This is a genomic window from Pantoea sp. S-LA4, assembly GCF_054482835.1.
On sequence record NZ_JBTLRC010000002.1, the window covers coordinates 147361 to 167200 of the forward strand.

Consider the following 19840-nt stretch of genomic DNA (forward strand, 5'->3'; position numbering starts at 1 on the left):
TAATGCGAGGTTTATCTCAACAACAGATAGATACTTTCGTCACCGCGTACCACATTCAGCGCCAGTACCGGCGGTTTGCCTTCCAGCACTTTACGCATTTCCGCGATCGACTGAACGCGGTTGCGGTTAACGCCAACAATCACGTCATCTTTCTGCAGGCCAACCTGTTCCGCCGGCGTGCCTTTCTCGATGGTATCGACCTTCACCCCTTTATCACCGGTTTTGGTCTGGCCATCACTCAGCGTGGCACCCTGAAGTGCCGGCGACATCAATTGGGCACTGGCAGTGGTTTGTGCGCTTTGCTCCAGTGTGACGGTCACCGTGACCGGCTTACCTTCACGCAGCAAGCCGAGCTTCACCTGCTCGCCTGGCGCGGTGGTGCCGATCTTCACCCGCAGTTCGGCGAAGCTGGTAATCGGTTTGTCATTCACCGAGGTGATGATATCGCCGGACTTCACGCCCGCTTTCTGGGCTGCTGACTGCGGCAGCACTTCTGAGACAAAGGCACCGCGCTGCGCATCGACGTTAAACGCCTTGGCCATATCCGCGGTCATTTCAGTGCCTTTAATGCCGAGCTGGCCGCGCTTCACTTCGCCATATTTGATCAGCTGCTGAGCGAGATTCATCGCCATATCGCTGGGAATGGCAAAGCCGATGCCGATGTTACCGCCGCTTGAGGCCAGAATCGCCGTGTTAATGCCGATCAGTTCGCCATTCAGATTGACCAGCGCACCGCCTGAGTTACCGCGGTTAATCGCCGCATCGGTCTGGATAAAGTTTTCCAGTCCTTCCAGATTCAGGCCGCTACGCCCCAGCGCCGAGATAATACCGGAGGTTGCGGTCTGACCCAGACCAAACGGGTTACCGATCGCCACGGCGAAATCACCCACCTTCAGCTGATCGGAATCGGCCACTTTTACCTGAGTCAGGTTTTTTGCACCCTGGATCTGAATTAAGGCGATATCGGTCTGCTCATCATGGCCGATCAGTTTGGCTTCATATTCGCTGCCGTCGCCCAACTGCACATTAATCTTATCCGCGCCGTTGACCACATGGTTATTGGTCAGCACGTAACCTTTGGCGGCGTCGATGATTACCCCTGAGCCGAGTCCTTCAAAGGGCTGGGGCTGATTATTTCCGCCAGGCATCTGGCCGAAGAAGCGTTTCAGTGGTTCAGGAATATCCTGGCCCTGAGACGCTGACTCGGTGCCTTCAACGTGAACGCTGACCACGGCGGGCAGCACTTTCTCCAGCATCGGCGCCAGGCTTGGCAGCGGCTGACCGGCGATTTGTGCCGGTAGCGTTGCCATCGCGTCTGGCGCGGCGGCAAGGCTCATCCCAATACTCAAGGCTAATGCGCTAAACAGTCGGGCTTGTTTTTTCATTGCTACAACGCTCTCGCTGCAAAAAGTGGGAGGAATAAATCAGTGTGACAGTCGTTTGAGGTCAGGGTTCGCAAAAAACGTGGGCGCAGACCGGCTGCGCCCCAAAAAGATTAGTCGCGGGCAGGGCGCTCGCCGCGCAGTAAACCGGATGCCCCTTCAGAGTAGTCACGCGGCATCTGTACCGGGACCTGATCGTTATCGGCTTCCGCCTCGGTCAGCTGATAGGCAAACGGGTTTTTCTCACCCGGCAGATTAGGCAGCAGGTCGTTAGAACCTTTCGCCATATGCTGATAGAGCTGACGATAGTCGCGTGCCATGTTGTCCAGCAGCTCCGCACTCTGCGCGAAGTGATTGGTCAGCTCTTCGCGATAATCTGACAGTTCCGCTTTGGTTTTTTCCAGTTCGTACTGCATGCTGCGCTGCTCACGCAATTTCCTGTTGCCAAAACGCATCGCGACTGCGCCGACAATAATGCCTACCACTAAACCAATTAGCCCGTATTCCCAGGTCATAATGACTCCCGTGTTATTTCCGTTGTTCCGTAGGGCATTGCACCATTTCAATAGTAGTCACTATACCCGTTAATCTTATGGATGTGGAACTCTGGAGCGGCATGGCTTAGTGTAGAGCGGCCTTTTTTTCGACAACCGCTGTATGAATCAGACAAAATTCAGGGACTCTGAGAGAACAATGCAAACCTCATCTCCGCTTGCTCGTTATGAGCAGGCGCTGTCGCAGGGCGAATTCAAGCCCGATGACGTACAACGTGAAGCCATTACCCGTTTAGACGCGCTCCAGCACGCTCTGGTCGCCCGTCAGCAATCTGCTGCGCCTGCCACATCTGGCCTGCTGGGCCGCCTGTCGAAGCTGATCGGCAAAGAGAAAAATGAGACGCTCGCCCCGCTGCGTGGCTTGTACATGTGGGGCGGTGTGGGTCGGGGAAAAACCTGGGTCATGGACCTGTTTTTTCAGTCTATTCCTGGCGAGCGCAAACTGCGGCTGCACTTTCACCGCTTTATGCTGCGGGTACACGAAGAGCTGACCCAACTGCAGGGCCAGAGCGATCCGCTGCTGATCATCGCCGACCGCTTCAAAGCCGAAACCGATATCCTCTGTTTCGACGAATTTTTCGTTTCTGACATTACCGATGCGATGCTGCTCGGTACCCTGATGGAGGCGCTGTTTGAACGCGGTATCGCGCTGGTCGCGACCTCAAACATTCCGCCGGACGATCTCTACCGCAACGGGCTGCAGCGTGCGCGCTTCCTGCCAGCGATTGAGCAGATTAAAACCCACTGTGATGTGATGAACGTTGATGCGGGTATCGATTACCGGTTACGCACGCTGACCTCGGCCCATCTGTGGAACTATCCACTGAACGCGGCGACCCATGCGGAGATGGCGCGCATGTTCCAGGCGCTGGCGGGCGGTAAGCCGGAGCAGGCACCGGTGCTGGAGATTAACCACCGTCAGATGCCGACGCTGGGCGTCAGTGAGGGTGTGCTGGCGATCAACTTCACGACCCTGTGCGGGGAAGGGCGCAGCCAGCATGACTACATTGCCCTGTCGCGCCGTTTCCACAGCGTGCTGCTGCATGATGTACCGGTGATGATTTATAAAACCGAGGATCAGGCGCGCCGCTTCCTCGCACTGGTTGATGAATTTTATGAGCGTCATGTGAAGCTGGTGGTGGCGGCGGAAACCTCGCTGACCGAGATTTATCAGGGGACGCGGCTGAAATTTGAGTACCAGCGCTGCTTATCCCGCCTGCAGGAGATGCAGAGCGAAGAGTACCTGCGTCTGCCGCACCTGCCGTGAGAATAAAGCGGATAAATAGTGAAATAGGGTTCGATTTTTGTAACCGACTTCTCTATAATCTTGCGACCCCACGTTACAGCAAAGGATTTTTTTCCCAAATCCTCTGTGTTCCAGTAACTCTATCCGAAGGGGTGGCTTGCTGGTCAAAATGGTCGTGTGAGCCTCATTCGTTTACTTAAGCGTTTGGGATTTCACCAACGTGTAACTTAATTTGGGTAAGCTTTTCGATGAAAACTTTTACAGCTAAACCAGAAACCGTCCAACGTGACTGGTTTGTAGTTGACGCAACGGGCAAAACTTTGGGTCGCCTGGCGACTGAACTGGCGCGCCGTCTGCGTGGTAAGCATAAAGCGGAATACACCCCGCACGTTGATACGGGTGATTACATCATCGTTCTGAACGCAGAAAAAGTTGCTGTAACCGGCAACAAGCGTACTGACAAGATCTACTATCACCACACTGGCCACATCGGTGGTATCAAACAGGCGACCTTTGAAGAGATGATTGCTCGCCGTCCTGAGCGTGTGATTGAGATCGCGGTTAAAGGCATGCTGCCGAAGGGCCCGCTGGGTCGTGCTATGTACCGTAAACTGAAAGTTTACGCAGGCAACGAGCACACCCATGCGGCACAGCAACCGCAAGTTCTTGACATTTAATCGGGATTAAAGGCAATGGCTGAAACTCAAAACTACGGCACTGGTCGCCGCAAAAGCTCTACCGCTCGCGTATTTATTAAGCCGGGTAGCGGTAACATCGTTATCAACCAACGTTCTCTGGAACAGTACTTCGGTCGCGAAACTGCCCGCATGGTAGTTCGTCAGCCGCTTGAGCTGCTGGATCTGGTTGGTAAATTCGATCTGTACGTCACCGTTAAAGGTGGTGGTATTTCTGGTCAGGCTGGTGCGATCCGTCACGGTATCACCCGCGCTCTGATGGAATATGACGAATCTCTGCGTGCGGAGCTGCGTAAAGCTGGCTTCGTTACCCGTGATGCGCGTCAGGTTGAACGTAAGAAAGTCGGCCTGCGTAAAGCACGTCGTCGTCCTCAGTTCTCCAAGCGTTAATTGTTTGCAGCTCTGGCTGCGACAATTGGCACAAAAAACCCGCTTCGGCGGGTTTTTTGCTTTCTGCCGCCGTACCGGTGCTGGCGGAAAACGTTAACGGCGCTCGCAATTTCCCCGCAAAGATTCATTCCACGCCCACAAGCTGCCTAAAATCTGGTAAACTCTGTGTCACTTTGCGCCCGCAGGCCGGTGCGTTATGCGTCTCCCCGCCGTCGGGATATCAGTATACGACGCAGCTAACGTGGGTTGCGTGCGAGTTCTATGAGCAAGTGAGTCGCCGGATGGTTGGCTATTCGCAGTAACTTTTTGTGAACAAACTTGGAGGTTTTCATGGCTGTCGCTGCCAACAAACGTTCGGTAATGACGCTGTTTTCTGGTCCTACTGACATTTTCAGCCATCAGGTACGTATCGTCCTGGCGGAGAAGGGTGTCAGCGTAGAGATCGAGCAGGTCGAAATGGATAACCTGCCGCAGGATCTGATTGACCTCAACCCGTATCGCACGGTGCCGACGCTGGTAGATCGTGAGCTGACGCTGTATGAATCACGCATCATCATGGAATATTTAGATGAGCGTTTCCCGCATCCACCGCTGATGCCGGTTTATCCGGTTGCCCGTGGTGAAAGCCGTCTGATGATGCACCGCATTGAGCAGGACTGGTACAGCCTGATGAGAACTGTTGAGAACAACAGCGGTCAGGAAGCTGAAGCGGCTCGCAAGCAACTGCGTGAAGAGCTGCTGGCGATTGCACCGCTGTTTGGTCGCACACCGTTCTTCATGAGCGAAGAGTTTAGCCTGGTCGACTGCTATCTGGCACCGCTGTTGTGGCGTCTGCCGTCAATGGGCATCGATTTGATCGGCTCCGGTTCAAAAGAGCTGAAAGGCTATATGAATCGCGTGTTTGAGCGTGACTCTTTCCTTGCTTCATTAACTGAAGCTGAACGTGAAATGCGCCTGCAAGCCCGGGGCTGATTTATGGAAATGTCGCAACTTACCGCACGTCGTCCCTATCTGCTGCGCGCTTTCTATGACTGGTTGCTCGACAACCAGTTAACGCCGCATCTGGTGGTCGACATCAATCTGCCTGGCGTGCAGGTGCCGCTTGAGTATGCGCGCGATGGTCAGATCGTATTGAACATTGCGCCGCGCGCAGTCGGCAATCTCGATCTGGCTAACGATCAGGTGTCGTTCAACGCCCGTTTCGGCGGCGTTCCTCGCCAGGTTAATGTGCCGATGGCGGCGATTCTGGCGATCTATGCCCGCGAAAACGGTGCAGGAACCATGTTTGAACCTGAACCGGCTTACGAGCTGGCCTCTCAGGAGACGTCAGACGGTCAGGAAGAGACGATGATGTCCGTGATTGATGGTGATCGTCCTGACGATGCCGGCGATGACGAGACGCCACCTGACGACGATCCACCACCGCGTGGCGGACGGCCTTCACTGCGCGTCGTGAAATAACATCAGATACCCGTCATCACGACGGGTATTTTTTTGCCTGCCGATCGGGCATAAAAAAATCCGGCTGCCTGCGCAAGCCGGATTTTTTATGCGTTAACGCGGGCGCCGATTAATAGACGTCGCGCAGGTAACGCTTCTCTTTCTTCAGCTGATCGATGTAGTCCGCGGCACGTTCGCTGGAAAGTCCGCCGAACTGACGCACCACTTCATACAGCGCGCTGTCGACATCTTTCGCCATGCGTGAGGCATCACCACAGACGTAGAAATAAGCGCCTTCCTGCAGCCAGGCATAGAGCTCTGCGCCCTGTTCCAGCATACGGGTCTGCACGTAGATCTTCTTCTCCTGGTCGCGCGAGAACGCCAGATCCAGCCGGGTCAGTAAACCGCTGTCATGCCAGCCGGTGAGCTCGTCACGATAGATGAAGTCATGTTCCTGATGCTGATCGCCAAAGAACAGCCAGTTTTTACCCTGCGCGCCGGTCGCCTGGCGCTCCTGCAAAAAGGCGCGGAATGGCGCGATACCGGTGCCCGGTCCGACCATGATCAGCGGGGCGCTGTTATTCGCCGGTACGCGAAACGCTTTGTTTGGCGAGATGAAAATGGCGGGCTTTTCACCACGACGCACGCGCTCGGCCAGATAGGTCGAGCAGACGCCGCCACGATTACGGCCACCGCTGTGATAACGTACCGACGCCACCGTCAGGTGAACCTGGTTAGGGTGCGCCTTTGAGCTGGACGAGATAGAGTAGGCACGATGCTGTAACGGACGCAGCAGCGCGACAAATTCCGGCACCGGCAGCGAACGGGTCAGCTCAAGCTGCAGCAGGTCGAGCGTATCTTTGCCCCACAGCCACACGCCGAGTGCATCTTTATCGTCGTGCTGCAATACGTGGCGCAGTTCCTGGTTGGTGGTGTTCTGTCCCACCCACTCAATCAGCTTGCGTGACGGTTCTGAAATTTCAAACTGATAGGTCAGCAGATCGCCGAGGCTGCGGTCAAAACCGGGTACCGGCGTCTGGTAATCGGCATTCAGCTGGGTCAGCAGCAGGCTGACCAGCGACGGTTCATTGACCGGAATCACGCCCAGCGCATCGCCCGCTTCATATTTCAGGCCGCTGTCGCTGAGATCAAATTCAAAGTGGCGAATGTCTTTCGCGGACTGCTCGCCCGACAGGCGCTTATTGGTGATCAGCGCTGCAGCGTAAGGATTCGACTTGTTGCTGCCCGGGATTACCGGCGCTTCTGGCGCGCTCTCCAGCACCGTGCCGCTACTGCCCGCGCTGGCGGCAAACTGTGGCATCGAACTGTTCAGCCATTCGCTGGACGGCTCTTCATAATCGATATCGCAATCAATACGATCGACCACGCGTTTCGCGCCCAGCTGCTCCAGACGCATATCAATGAATTTACCCGCCTGGCAGAAGCCATCGTAGCCGGTATCACCAATCGCCAGCACGGCAAAGTGCATCTGCTCCAGCCGGGGCGCGGTACTGGCGGAGATCGCATCCCAGAACAACTGAGCGTTGTCCGGCATTTCGCCTTCACCGTAGGTGGAGGTGACGATCAACACGTGACGCATGGTGGCGAACACATCCAGATCGACATCGCCCAGCGCCTGAACCACCGGCACCAGCCCTTTGGCACGGGCTGATTTGGCGGCAGTTTGCGCCAGCGCTTCCGCGTTGCCGGTTTGTGAGCCGTAGAGAATATGCAGTTGGGTAGTGGCCGCGGCGCCCGTTCCGGCCGCAGGCTGCTGCTTGTCTTCTAACACCAGTAAACGGGAGTGAAGACCGGCGAGGAAGCCCGCCAGCCAGTATTTCTGATCGCCATTAAAGGGTGCATCTTCTGGAATATAAGGAATTTTCATGGGTACTTTTACTCAATCCCGTTTTCACCCGTCATAAGCCACGCCGTTCGCAGGAAGCCGGTCCGGTTTCTCCACCGCCAGAGTCGGCGGCGGAGAGGGCGGACCTTCTGCTGCGCGTTACCACGCTTAATCCGGATAATATCAATTAATAATATTCACGTTCACTCAGGTCGGCCGTCCTGTCAGGACAGTTTACCCACCGCTGCGGCAATTTCAGGCAGTGCCGCACGGGCAAACAGCTCTTCAAAATCAGGCAGATGTCCCAGCACTTCACGGTTACAGGCATCCTGATACATAATCCAGCCATAGGTCGCCAGGCTGTCCATCGAACGGATGTTACGCTGCGTTAACGCGGCTTTGTAATCTGACATCCGTTTGGTACCGATCAGGCTGGCCAGCTCATCGTCGGTGTAGCTTTCAATGGCTGAACGGGCATGGCGTTGCAGCTTGCTGACCAGTGAAAAATCTTCGGTCATCAGCAGGTTGCGCACCGCTTTTTCAACCGCCGGATCTTCAACCGGTGTCCCTTTCGGCAATTTGCCCAGCGCCAGTTGCTGCGCGAAGCTCAGCACGGTGTAGTTGTTGAGCAGGACATACATTTCCAGCGTGTCGGTGGCACCGTAAGCCGGTACCGCGCCGTTGGCGATGGTTTTCCCCTGACGCCATGCGGCTTTAAACTTCGCCACCTGATGACCCGCCAGCGCTGTCGACAGCTCTTCCAGCAGATCTTTGCGCGTTTTCGCTTTCAGGATTTCACCGCCATCCTGGTAGAGCAGCAGCGAGCGCGGCATGACATAGACGAAGTGGTGACACTCGGTTTCCCAGTTCTCCAGCAGCCACGCCGCACGCGGCGATTGGGTCGCTTCCAGATGCCAGTTCAGCATGGTCAGCACCGCCTGCTTGTGGACCTGGGCCATCTCATCCTGATCGGCAATCGAACCAAACAGCACCGAATCGCCGGCAGCGTGGCTGGCCAGTGAGCCATAGGGATCGTACTGATAGGCGAACCCGCCGCTCATGCCGTTACCAAATCCTTTACCGAAGGTACCCAGGTTAAGGATGGCTCCGTTGGTCATGTATTCGCAGCAGAAATCGCCAACCCCTTCAACCACTGCTGTGGCACCGGAGTTACGCACCGCGAAACGGTCACCCGCCTGACCCTGGACAAACAGACGTCCACCGGTGGCACCAAACAGGGCGAAGTTGCCGATCAGCACGTTGCCATCGCCATCCTGTGCGCCGCCGCCTGGCGACATCACCACCAGTTCACCGCCACACTGTCCTTTGCCGACGCCGTCGTTACAGGTGCCGTAGTGCCGCATCTGCATACCATCGTTGCAGAAGGCACCAAACGACTGACCGGCAGAACCGGAAGTGGAAATTCTCACGCTTTCCGGTGCCAGATAGTGACGGCCACGATCGTCCGCCAGCACCGCTGGCATCGCCTGCAGTTGCTCTGCGCTCAGCTGATGGTTCAGCATCCGCTCAATATCGATCGCCAGCTGGCCGCCCACGCTCTTATTGCGGTTGTTGAGGACCACGTTATCGCCCAGCGTAATCTCTGGCTGACGCTGTTCAACCAGCGCCAGTTTCAGCTGCTCAACCCAGCCATCATCCAGCTCGAAATCTTTTTCCAGATAAACCGGATGTTCGATTTTCAGCTCCGGCACCACGGTCAGCATGGCGCGTAAATCGAGCTTGCCCACTTCCAGCGGGTGATCCATCAGGTGCAGCAGGTCAGAGCGGCCACGGGCTTCACGCAGCGAACGCAGGCCCATACGCGCCAGAATCTCACGCACTTCATGCGCAACATTGAGGAAATACTGCGCCAGCTGGCGTGGATCGCCATCAAAGGCTTCGGCGTTAGTGGTTAAGCCTGCCGGGCATTTGACGTTACAGTTTTTCGCCATCACGCATTTCAGCATCATCAGGGCAGTGGTGCCAAATTCAAAACTGTCGCCGCCCAGCAGCGCGGATTTCACCACGTCGCTGCCGGTTTGCTGGGCACCCGAACAACGCAGCAGCACTTTGTCACGCAGGCCATTGGCGCACAGCGCCTGATGCACTTCCGCGATGCCGATTTCCGCCACGCGGCCGGTATATTTCAGGCTGGTAACGGAAGCGGCACCGGTGCCGCCGGTGTTGCCAGCCACGTTGATGACGTCTGCGCCCGCTTTGGCCACGCCAACCGCGATGGTGCCGATGCCTTCCGACGAGACCAGCTTAACGATGACCCGTACTCGAGCGGCTTTACAGTCATGGATCAGCTGCGCCAGATCTTCAATCGAATAGGTGTCGTGATGCGGTGGCGGCGAGACCAGCTCGACGCCAGGCGTACCGCCACGGGCGGCGGCAATTTCCACCGTGACTTTAGCAGCCGGTAACTGGCCGCCTTCGCCCGGCTTCGCGCCCTGACCAATTTTAATCTCCAGCTCTTCCAGCATTGGATCTGCCAGATAGGCTGCCCAGACGCCGAAGCGACCCGACGCCAGCTGTTTGATGCGTGATGCGCGGATGGTGCCGTGACGTGAGTAGTGTTCACCACCTTCACCGCAGTTACTCATGCCGCCAACCATGTTGGTGCCATGCGCGACGGCTTCATGGGCTGGCGCGACCAGCGCACCGTGACTCATCGCACCGGACGCAAAGGTCCGGGTGATTTCACAGGCGGGCTGCACCTCACTCAGCGGCAGTGACGGCAGAGTAGTGAAAATACGCGACAGATAATCGGCCGCTTTGCCGTAAGCGGTCACTTTCAGACCACCGTCGACCACTTCACTGCTCTCGATATCGTCGTTAAAGCGGGATTTCAGCGCGCGCGACAGGTTCTGCAGACGCTCTGGCTCTGGCTTCAGACCGGCGATCGCATCGGTCAGGCGCAGCATAAAGTGATTCAGGCTGCCATCCACCGCTTCACACACCAGGCCGCGGATCGCAAAGCCGTTGTTGGTCAGTGAATAACGGCCCAGCTTGCGGCGGAACTCCGCTTCACTGTCGATGTGGGTCAGGTCAGCCGGGAAGGTCAGAATATCGCGCAGTGCCGCCGGGCGACGTTTACGCTCTTCGTACATCAGGCTGGAGAACTGACGGTAATCGGCGGTGATGGCGAAATTGTTGATCACCTCATCCGGGATGCGCTCGAAGCTGCTGTCTTTAAAGGTTTCTGGCTTGATGCCAAAGGCATTGTCGAGCTTCGCCAGCGTCATCAGGCGGATAAAGTTATCCTCTTCACGCGCTTTATTGGCAAAGCGGATCGGCTCTTCGGTCATATCAATAAAGGTACGTACCGCGATGGTGCCATACGAGTGGCCCGCGCCTTCGGCACGCTCTTTAAACAGACCCAGCAACGGCACTTCAGATTCGCCCTGAATCTTCAGCGCGCTCTGATGCCAGTCGACCGCCATCTGAGCGATGGTGGCGAAACCAGCGCCGCCAACCGGGGTTTTGATATTCGGGAAATACTTTTTCAGCACCGGATCGTCAGTGTTGAGGAAGTTTGGCTCAAAGAACTCACCGCTGCTGTAGCTTTCAACGGTACAGAGACCCACTTTGCCCATGGTTTTCATCAGCGCTTTTTCAGCCGCTTTGGCATAGCGTTTAAAGGCTTTGTTGCCTTCTTCGCCTTCACCGAACTTCTCTTCGGCGCGCATCTGCACACCGAGCGGATAGATAGCCGAGGCACCGAAGCCCAGCGTGGCGGCAATGTGGTGCGACGAAATGCTCTGGCCGCTCTCAACTACCAGCGAAACATCCAGACGCAGGCCTTCCTGCACCAGACGCTGGTTGATGGCAGAGACCACCAGCAGCATCGGAATCGCCGCCTGCTTAGAGGAGATGTGGCGATCGGTCAGGACCGCGATGCCGCCCTGGCTGCGGGCGAAATCGACCACCTGCTGCGCCAGATCGTCAATCGCCTTTTCCAGCGCGTTGGCGTTAGCCGTGGTGCTCAACAGATCTTTGCCAATCACCGGCTCATAGAGCATCTCAAAGCGGGCATAAGGTGCGATGGTCTGCTCGCGTAAACGCAACATATCAAGATGGCTGAGGATCGGCGAAGGCACCACGATCTGACGACCTTTGCTGCGGCCGAGATGCGGTTTAGCACCCAGCGCGACCCGCAGCGTCATGCCATCCACTTCACGGATAGAGTCGAGCGGCGGGTTAGTCACCTGGGCGAAGCGCTGAGAGAAATAGTGCGCCATGCCGCCTTCATGATCGGACAGACCGTTAATCGCGTTGCCGTAACCCATCGCTGAGATCTTCTCGGCGCCGGTGTTCAGCATCGGGTCCATCATGAACTTGAAGCTTTCCTGGTTGTAGTAGTAGGCCACAAAGCGCTGATAGGTTTTCAGGTCACCGCGATAGCGCAGCGGCGAACCCTGCTGCTCAGCCGGGATCTCTGGCAGATCTTCCAGTCCGACGCGCGCTTCACGCAGCAGCGCCGGATAATCTTTTTCGGCCGCCAGTTTTTCCAGCGCCTGCACCGTGGTGTAGCTGCGTTTTTCGCGATGATCGAAATAGAGCATTCCGCCCGCTTCGATACGGCCGCGACGCAGCACGCTTTCCGGTGGGAAGGCGATCTGGCCCGCTTCGGACATCGCGCCGATATATTCCGCGGTTTCCACCGAGCGCAGCGGACGCAGGCCAAGACGGTCGAGACGCGCGCCAATCACTTCGCCATTACCGAAGATTAATGCCGCCGGGCCGTCGTTCTTCTCTTCATACAGCGAGAAGTATTCCAGCATGTCGCGCACCTGTGGCGACAGCGAGCTGTCGTTTTCCCAGGCGGGCGGCATCATCGAGACCACGGCGGTGATCAGGTCAAGGTTATCTTCCATCAGACGGCTATGGATGCTCTGGTCGAGACGCGAGCTATCCGACTGGCCTTTCGGCCGCACAATTTTCTTGCCGCGCGCCAGTGCCAGTGCCGACTCGGCGATGCGGTTTTTACGGTCGGTATTCAGTTCACCGTTGTGCGCCATCAGGCGGAACGGCTGCGCCATGGTGGTATGCGGATCGGTGTTGGTCGAAAAGCGGGTATGGAAAAACAGTCCGCGCACCTGATGATCGGGATCGGTCAGATCTTTGAAGTAAGGGATGACTTCATTGGAATTCAGACGCGCTTTGAATACCTGAGTGCGCGAGGAGAGCGACAGCGGATAGAGACCGCCAAATTCGCTTTCGGTAAAGGCACGCGCTTCGATGGTTAACAGGGCGCGGTAAATGCGTTGTTCGAAGTCGTTTTGATCGACCACGTCCTGAGGTGCGGTGAAAATCCACTGCAGAATCGGTAGCTGGAACTGCACTGCCGCCGGACGCGTCACGCTGCTGTCGAGCGGCATGTCACGTTTCATGATCACCGGCAGGTTAAAGCTGCTCAGCGTTTCATCGACCAGACGTTCTGCATTCGCACGCAGTTCGGCATCTTTCGGCACAAAGAAGTTGCCGACGCCAAAGCGGCCCGCTTCCAGCGGCTGGCCGGTGATTTTACGGAAGAAATGCAGGGAGAGATCGACGTTAACGCCAGCGCCATCGCCTACGCCTTCCGCCGACATGCCGCCACGATGCGGTACGGTACAAAGGGCGCTATGCGCCATCTGCAGAATCTCATGGGTCTGCTCGCCGTCCTTACGCGTTATGAAACCTACACCACAGCTATCACTGCCTGCTGTTGGGTCATACAAGCCATAGGAATGAGGTTTGTTAGTGGACATTGAGGGTCTCCTTAAACTGCTTTTGACATTACCTGCACTGTTTCAGGGTCTTAGCGCAACTGAGGCGCACTTCATTTTCATCGCCATGCTCTGTCGAGCGCGCGTCATAACCCTGAGCATTTCTCTCCAGACATCGGTGAAACGTCCTTAATTGAGCTGCTCTTCGATTTCCGGTCTCTTAAAGGAGATGACTTAAACCACGCGGGAGTCTTCTTGTTGCATAGATATGCCGAGACACTGGCCCGTCAGGAAAGCTTTCAGCGGATTTCCAACTTATCGGGAAAGCGTAATCAGGTCAAATGAGGCGGGCAGACGGGCTTATTGTGCCGTTTATCACGATAACTAGATGAATTTAAAGGGTTATAGGGTTTAAATTGTCTTACTTTAGCCCCTCGCGATCGGTCGATAAATGTGAACTGACTCACTGTAGTGCAGCCGTCCAATCTCTGCACCATGCTGGTGAGTCGGTCTTTAACAGCATTAAATGCTGTTCAGTACCGCTGATGCGCAGGATGTATCTGTTTTTCTTATGTCCGTATATTTGAATGAAACAGCGCAGGGTTATAAGAAAAATTAATCAGGATGGATATGCTTAAAACATCATTAAAGATGAATGAGTATTCATTAAATGAGGTCAGCCTGTACAACTGAGCGTTGCCAGGAGATTGAAAAAACACCGTGCGGAGGATTTGCCGTTTCAGCGGCGGCCTTACAGATTATTCATTTGGCACAATCAGTCAAGGGTTTTAATCCTGTTGTCATAAACGTCGCCGATCGGTAAGGCCGATGCACCATAAAAGCGCACTACATCGCTTATCTTCCCTTGCGCGGCTGCGACGGCGCAGCCCGAATTACGCTATCATGAGCCTGTTTCTCTTCCAGGGAGTTTTTATGAAACAAATTCGGCTGTTGGCGCAATATTACGTTGATTTGATGGTGAAGCTCGGCCTGGTGCGGTTCTCGCTGCTGCTGGCCTCGGCACTGGTGGTGCTGGCGATGATTGTCCAGATGGCAGTCACCATGGTGCTGCGCGGCCACGTCGAGAGCATCGATATGGTGCGATCGGTGTTCTTCGGGCTGCTGATAACGCCGTGGGCGGTCTATTTCCTGTCGGTGGTGGTCGATCAACTGGAAGAGTCGCGACAGCGGCTGGCGCGGCTGGTGGACAAGCTGGAAGAGATGCGTACCCGCGACCTGGAACTGAATCAGCAGATGAAAGAGACCATCACGCAGCTCAATCAGGAGATTACCGACCGTAAAAAGGCGGAGCAGGCGCGTGAACAGGTGATGGACAAGCTGCGCGAGGAAGTGACGCGGCGCGAACAGGCACAGATAGAGCTGGAGCAGCAATCCTCTTTTCTGCGCTCATTCCTCGATGCTTCGCCGGATCTGGTCTTCTATCGCAACATCGACAAGCAGTTCTCGGGCTGTAACCGCGCGATGGAACTGCTGACCGGCAAAAGCGAAAAGCAGCTGATTGGCCTGACGCCGCGCGATATCTACGATGATGAAGCGGCCACCAAGGTGCTGGAAACCGATGAGAAAGTGTTCCGTCATAACGTCTCGCTGACTTATGAACAGTGGCTGCAATACCCTGACGGGCGCAAAGCCTGTTTTGAGATCCGTAAAGTGCCTTATTACGACCGCGTTGGCAAACGCAGTGGACTGATGGGGTTTGGCCGCGATATTACCGAGCGTAAGCGCTACCAGGACGCGTTAGAGAACGCCAGCCGGGAAAAGACCACCTTTATCTCAACCATCAGCCACGAGCTGCGTACGCCGCTTAACGGCATAGTCGGGCTAAGCCGCATTCTGCTCGATACCGATCTGAATCAGGAGCAGCTGAAATACCTGAAAACCATTCATGTTTCGGCCATCACGCTGGGCAACATCTTCAATGACGTGATTGAGGTCGACAAAATTGAGCGGCGTAAAGTGCAGCTGGACAATCAGCCGCTCGACTTCACCAGTTTCCTCGCCGATTTAGAGAACCTGTCCGGGCTGCTGGCGCAACCAAAAGGGCTGAAGTTTGTGCTCGCGCCGGCGCTGCCGCTGCCGCACATGATCTCCACCGACGGCACCCGACTGCGACAGATCCTGTGGAACCTGATTGGCAACGCCGTGAAGTTTACCCAGCAGGGCGAGATCGTGGTGCGGGTGGCGTATGGGCAGGATGAGATGCTGCGCTTTGAGGTACAGGATTCCGGCATGGGTATCCGCCAGGAGGAGCAGGACAAGATTTTCGCCATGTATTACCAGGTCAAGGATCAGCACGGCGGCAAACCGGCGACCGGCACCGGTATTGGTCTGGCGGTATCACGCCGGCTGGCACAGGCGATGGGCGGCGATATCCGGGTGCAAAGTGCGCCGGGGCAGGGCTCATGCTTCACCGTAGAGGTTAAAGCACCACGCATTGCGGAAGAGGTCGAAGATGAAGGCGTAGATGACAGCCTGCCTTTACCGGCGCTGCACGTTCTGCTGGTCGAAGATATTGAACTGAACGTCATTGTGGCGCGCTCGGTGCTGGAGAAGCTGGGCTGCAGCGTAGAGGTGGCGATGACCGGCAGCGACGCGCTGGCGATGTTTGACCCGCTGGAGTTTGATCTGGTGCTGCTGGATATTCAGCTACCCGACATGACCGGGCTGGATGTGTCGCGGGCGATTCGCCAGCAGCATCAGGGTGTGCATCTGCCGCCGCTGGTGGCGCTGACCGCCAACGTGCTGAAGGACAAAAAAGAGTATTTCGATGCCGGAATGGATGATGTGCTCAGCAAGCCGCTGGCCGTGCCGGCGCTGACGGCGATGATCAAAAAGTTCTGGGACTACCAGGCGGAGCCGGAGGATGAGACAGTCCTCGACGAGGCGGATAACAGTCAGATGCTGCTGGATATCCCGATGCTGGAACAGTATCTCGAACTGGTCGGGCCGAGCCTGATTACCCAAAGCCTGACGATGTTTGAAAAGATGATGCCGGGTTACCTGGAGGTGCTGGAATCTAATCTGATGGCGCGCGACCAGAAAGGCATCGCTGAAGAGGGTCACAAAATCAAAGGCGCGGCGGGATCGGTGGGGTTACAGCATCTGCAACTGCTGGCAAAACAGATCCAGAGCCCGGAACTGCCAGCCTGGTGGGATAACGTCGTCGAATGGATTGATGAGCTGAAGCAGGAGTGGCGACATGATGTGCAGGTGCTGCGCGACTGGGTAGCGGAACAGGAAGTTTCATCCGCCAGAAAAAAATGACCCCAGCCGAGGCCGGGGTGCGCGAATACTGCGCCAACACCAGGGAAAAAGTAGCGGCTGCTATGCTTTGAGTAATAAATGCAGCCGCATGGTATTGGTTAACTCTGCCATCACCTTAGCAAATTCATCTTAACGTGTTACAAGATTCATTAAAATGTGTGATGTTGAGCAGCGTTTAAATACAGAAAACATTAATTTGGCAACACAGTCAAGTAAGGAATCATTTTCTGCGTTGCATTGCGGTAATTTTAATCAGTTCTCCCGCTTTTTGTGCGCTTTTAACGCGCCCGGACGGCAGCGACAGACCGGGGGAAGGGGTCAGGCGAAGCCGCCGCTCTGTCAGGCGGATCTGCACTGCTAACGCGCTGATATTACTCGGCGGGGGTGCAAAATGGCGCGATTTATCCAAAACGTTTTGGAAAGGAAAAAAAGATTTCGCTTCTTCAGGCTGTTGACCGCCATCCCCGACCGTCAGGGCGGGTCATAAGTTAAGCAACTCAGCCATGCCAGCCGGGAGGTAGTGGCGAAAAATTGATGCATTATGCGAATAATCGTAGGCAATCAATGAAAAATATCGAAGCCAGAAAATCAGGATAGTTAAGCATGGTAAATGATTCAAATTAATGCTTATCACCAATTAATAAGCGTTTATCTGGAAAGGTGCTAAGCAATGCTGAGGAATGGAACCGATTCCTTTTTTACGGAAGTGCTTGAACTATTTCGATCTGTTGCAGCTTTTTAATGCAAAATAGCGGCCCGAAGTCTGGAAACCGCACGGCCATTTTCACCGAAAACGGCGATAAATGGTTTTACTACGCACTGATTACGCGAGTAATTGATTAACGCCTGAAACAAGTATGGGAAGATTGCATGAGTAAGCATAAAGGAAGCGTCGGGCAACGTATTAAGCGGATTGCTATCCGACTCATTCTGGCGTGGCTGGGGATTTGGCTGGCGGGCATTTTGCTGTTTTCATTTTTGCCAGTGCCGTTCTCGGCAGTGATGGTTGAGCGTCAGCTGGGTGCCTGGTTGCGCGGAGACTTCAGCTATGTGGCCCATTCGGACTGGGTCGGGCACGATGATATTTCACCCTGGATGGGATTAGCGGTGATTGCTTCTGAAGATCAAAAATTCCCAACTCACTGGGGTTTTGATGTCGCGGCGATTGAGTCGGTACTGGATAACAGTGATAGCCGGATGCGTGGTGCCTCAACCCTGTCGCAGCAAACGGCTAAAAATCTGTTTCTGTGGGATGGACGCAGCTGGATTCGTAAAGGGCTGGAGGCGGGCCTGACGGTGGGCATTGAGACGGTCTGGACCAAGCGACGTATTTTAACCGTCTATCTGAATATCGCCGAGTTTGGGCCAGGGGTGTTTGGCGTGGAGGCAGCGTCACAGCGCTATTTCCACAAGCCAGCCAGTCGGCTGACGGCCGCTGAAGCGGCGTTGCTGGCGGCGGTGCTGCCTAATCCTATCCGTTTCCGTGCGGCGGCGCCGTCGGGCTACGTACGGCAGCGCCAGCAGTGGATTTTGCGTCAGATGCGCCAGCTGGGCGGCGAGGGCTTCCTGCAGCGTAACCGGCTGGATTAAGCCTTAATCTTCATCAAAGCCCGCTTCAAACAGCTCAATAACCGCAGCCAGCGCCGGGATCTCTTCCGGTCCGCTGGCTTCGATTTCAATATGTCCGCCCTGTGCCGAATCGAGCATCAGCAGCGCAATCACGCTGCTGGCTTCCGCTTCGGTGCCGGCTTCGTTGCGCAGCAGCACTTCAGCATCAAAGCTCTGCACCAGTTCAAACAATTTCATGGCTGGCCGGGCATGCATGCCCAGCTTATTTTTGATTTCAACGGTTTGTCTGACGGTCATGATTTACGCTTTTCCAACGTACGGTGGCGTGACTGGACATTCTTGCCGCGTGAACGGAAGTAGTCCGCCAGCTGCTCGGCAATGTAGACCGAACGATGTTTCCCGCCGGTACAGCCGATAGCGACAGTAAGGTAACTGCGGTTGTTGGTTTCCAGCATCGGTAGCCACAGTTCCAGATAACTGCGGGTCTGGTAAATGAAGTTATGCACCTCGGTATGGCGATCGAGAAAGGCGGCAACCGGCCGATCGAGGCCCGTCATCGGGCGCAGCTTAGGGTCCCAGTGCGGGTTCGGCAGAAAGCGCACGTCAAACACATAATCGGCATCAATCGGGATACCGTGCTTGAAGCCAAACGACTCAAACACCATCGTCAGCTCGCGTTCACGCTTGCCCAGCAGTCGGGTACGCAGCATCTCCGCCAGTTCGTGCACCGACATCTCTGAGGTATCAATGATCAGGTCAGCACGCGAACGCAGCGGCTCCAGCAGATCGCTCTCTTCATCAATGGCACTTTCCAGCGATAAGTTTTTACTGGAGAGCGGATGCAGACGGCGGGTATCGCTGTAGCGGCGAATCAGGGTATTACGATCGGCATCAAGAAACAGCAGCTGAGGCGAAAATGTGTCGGGCAGATTATTCAGCGCGGTTTCAAAAACTTCAGGGGATTCAGGCATGTTGCGGACATCGATACTCACCGCTGCCGAGATGTTGCGTTCCGCCAGCGAGTTCGCTAACTCGGGCAACAGCACCACCGGCAGGTTATCGACGCAGTAAAAACCCATATCTTCCAGCGCGCGCAGCGCCACTGACTTCCCCGAGCCTGACCGACCGCTCACGATCATCAGCACCATGACCTTCTCTCCCGTTTTAAAACCGGCTCGCAGCCGGTAAAGACGCGTTACTGCTCTGACTGGCCTTCTGTGATAATGGCATAAAGCTCTTCATCACTCTGCGCGGCGCGCAGACGGCGGCAGACGGTTTTATCCGCCAGACGCTTCGCCACCAGTGAAAGGGTGTGCAGGTGAGTTTTGCACTGGTCAGCCGGCACCAGCAGGGCAAACAACAGATCGACCGGCTGATTATCAACGGCATCAAACGCTATCGGCTGCTCAAGGCTGATAAACACCCCGACAGCGCGCAGCGTATCCTCTTCCAGCTTACCGTGCGGAATGGCAATGCCGTTACCAATGCCGGTACTGCCCATGCGCTCACGGGTGAGGATCGCTTCGAAAAGCGTCTGGTGCGGCAGGTTGAGCTGCTTAGCGGCCAGTTCGCTGATAATTTCCAGCGCGCGTTTTTTGCTCTGGCAGTGTACGCCGCTGCGGGTGCAGTCGGGCGAAAGCACTGTGCTCAATTCCAGTGTTAGATCGTTGTTCATTATCGTTTCACTTGCGAGTTAACCTGGTCATTAACCCTCAGCCT

14 protein-coding genes are annotated in these 19840 nt (G+C 55.7%); 7 read left to right on the top strand and 7 right to left on the bottom strand.

Annotated elements, in window-relative coordinates:
• Positions 1–11: 11 nt before the first annotated feature.
• Together degQ and zapG are read right to left on the bottom strand one after the other, a co-directional pair.
• Positions 12–1385: a serine endoprotease DegQ gene (gene degQ, locus ACX3P5_RS01585; protein ID WP_233985496.1), complete on the bottom strand. Its 1374-nt coding sequence runs from the start codon at positions 1383–1385 to the stop codon at positions 12–14.
• 110 nt (positions 1386–1495) lie between these two features.
• Complete coding sequence (gene zapG, locus ACX3P5_RS01590; protein ID WP_233985495.1) at positions 1496–1897, bottom strand: Z-ring associated protein ZapG; 402 nt, start codon at positions 1895–1897, stop codon at positions 1496–1498.
• Positions 1898–2075: 178 nt separating this feature from the next.
• On the opposite strand from zapG, the gene zapE reads away from it, so the two are divergent.
• The 5 genes from zapE to sspB all read left to right on the top strand — a co-directional run bounded on the left by zapE (position 2076) and on the right by sspB (position 5728).
• Positions 2076–3203, top strand: coding sequence for a cell division protein ZapE (gene zapE, locus ACX3P5_RS01595; protein WP_336755947.1), 1128 nt, complete (start codon positions 2076–2078; stop codon positions 3201–3203).
• A 227-nt stretch (positions 3204–3430) separates the two neighbouring features.
• Positions 3431–3859: a 50S ribosomal protein L13 gene (gene rplM / locus ACX3P5_RS01600; RefSeq protein ID WP_008925400.1), complete on the top strand. Its 429-nt coding sequence runs from the start codon at positions 3431–3433 to the stop codon at positions 3857–3859.
• Positions 3860–3874: 15 nt separating this feature from the next.
• Positions 3875–4267 carry a 30S ribosomal protein S9 gene (gene rpsI, locus ACX3P5_RS01605; protein ID WP_031375459.1) on the top strand — a complete coding sequence of 131 codons (393 nt, stop codon included), beginning with the start codon at positions 3875–3877 and terminating at the stop codon, positions 4265–4267.
• Positions 4268–4597: 330 nt separating this feature from the next.
• Positions 4598–5239, top strand: a complete 642-nt coding sequence (gene sspA / locus ACX3P5_RS01610; protein WP_458968195.1) for a stringent starvation protein SspA — start codon at positions 4598–4600, stop codon at positions 5237–5239.
• A gap of 3 nt (positions 5240–5242) precedes the next feature.
• Positions 5243–5728 carry a ClpXP protease specificity-enhancing factor gene (gene sspB, locus ACX3P5_RS01615; protein ID WP_233985493.1) on the top strand — a complete coding sequence of 162 codons (486 nt, stop codon included), beginning with the start codon at positions 5243–5245 and terminating at the stop codon, positions 5726–5728.
• A gap of 109 nt (positions 5729–5837) precedes the next feature.
• Here the strand turns inward: sspB and ACX3P5_RS01620 are convergent, their stop codons facing one another.
• Both ACX3P5_RS01620 and ACX3P5_RS01625 read right to left on the bottom strand, forming a co-directional pair.
• Complete coding sequence (locus ACX3P5_RS01620; RefSeq protein ID WP_233985492.1) at positions 5838–7595, bottom strand: sulfite reductase subunit alpha; 1758 nt, start codon at positions 7593–7595, stop codon at positions 5838–5840.
• Between the two features lie 182 nt (positions 7596–7777).
• Complete coding sequence (locus tag ACX3P5_RS01625; protein ID WP_458968196.1) at positions 7778–13309, bottom strand: glutamate synthase-related protein; 5532 nt, start codon at positions 13307–13309, stop codon at positions 7778–7780.
• 891 nt (positions 13310–14200) lie between these two features.
• Between ACX3P5_RS01625 and arcB the strand changes: the two genes are divergently transcribed.
• Positions 14201–16552, top strand: a complete 2352-nt coding sequence (arcB, locus tag ACX3P5_RS01630) for an aerobic respiration two-component sensor histidine kinase ArcB (RefSeq protein ID WP_458968197.1) — start codon at positions 14201–14203, stop codon at positions 16550–16552.
• An 870-nt stretch (positions 16553–17422) separates the two neighbouring features.
• Positions 17423–18142, top strand: a complete 720-nt coding sequence (mtgA, locus tag ACX3P5_RS01635; RefSeq protein WP_233985489.1) for a monofunctional biosynthetic peptidoglycan transglycosylase — start codon at positions 17423–17425, stop codon at positions 18140–18142.
• Between the two features lie 3 nt (positions 18143–18145).
• On the opposite strand, the gene npr is transcribed toward mtgA, so the two are convergent.
• Genes npr through ptsN form a run of 3 tightly spaced genes read right to left on the bottom strand, consistent with a single transcriptional unit; the run spans position 18146 to position 19796 of the window.
• The gene (gene npr, locus ACX3P5_RS01640) at positions 18146–18418 is read right to left on the bottom strand and encodes a PTS phosphocarrier protein NPr (protein WP_094122239.1); all 273 of its coding nucleotides are present in this window, start codon (positions 18416–18418) and stop codon (positions 18146–18148) included.
• Positions 18415–19269 carry an RNase adapter RapZ gene (gene rapZ / locus ACX3P5_RS01645; protein WP_094122240.1) on the bottom strand — a complete coding sequence of 285 codons (855 nt, stop codon included), beginning with the start codon at positions 19267–19269 and terminating at the stop codon, positions 18415–18417. Before rapZ ends, npr begins: the two co-directional genes overlap by 4 nt.
• 47 nt (positions 19270–19316) lie before the next feature.
• The gene (gene ptsN / locus ACX3P5_RS01650) at positions 19317–19796 is read right to left on the bottom strand and encodes a PTS IIA-like nitrogen regulatory protein PtsN (RefSeq protein WP_031375451.1); all 480 of its coding nucleotides are present in this window, start codon (positions 19794–19796) and stop codon (positions 19317–19319) included.
• Positions 19797–19840: the final 44 nt, after the last annotated feature.